The 626-nt window shown below is 42.5% G+C and carries 1 protein-coding gene; it reads left to right on the plus strand.

Features of this window, described 5'->3' with window-relative positions; genetic code table 11:
- Nucleotides 1-626 (plus strand): PAS domain-containing protein (locus R7Q48_RS28495; protein ID WP_318133689.1); only part of this gene is annotated, 626 nt, incomplete at both ends.

Consider the following 626-nt stretch of genomic DNA (forward strand, 5'->3'; position numbering starts at 1 on the left):
TTGCTGGCTTTGAAGAAGGAGAGTTGATAGGAAAACCACATAACGTTGTTCGCCATCCAGATATGCCTAAACAGGCGTTTAAAGACCTCTGGTCTCATCTCAAAGCTGGGAAACATTGGATGGGAATGGTGAAAAACAGACGAAAAAATGGAGGATATTACTGGGTGGATGCGTTTGCATCGCCAATCAAATACAACGGTGAAATTGTTGAATACCAATCTGTCCGTTTTAAACCAGAACGTATTTATGTCAAACGCGCAGAGAAAGCTTACGCGAAACTGCGAAATGATAAAAAACCGCTTCAACTTTACCTACCTCGTACACGTCTTTGGATGAGAGCTGCCTTTTTCCTTTTTATTTCGAACTTTTTGGGCTTGTTACTTCTAGAGATGAATCAATCACCAATGGTGGCTTTCAGCGCTGCAGCGTTACTTTCGGCATTATCCATCTACATGTTGACCAGACCAATTGAGAAGCTGGCTAAACAAGCAAGACAGGATTTCAATAACCCGCTGATGGAATACATATACTGCGGGAAAGTGAATGATCTTGCAGAAATCGAACTGGCTATGAAAATGAGGAAGCAGTTCGCGAACGCTTTGTTAGGCAGAGTAGGAGTTTCGGTA

This window comes from Vibrio sp. 378, from assembly GCF_033339435.1.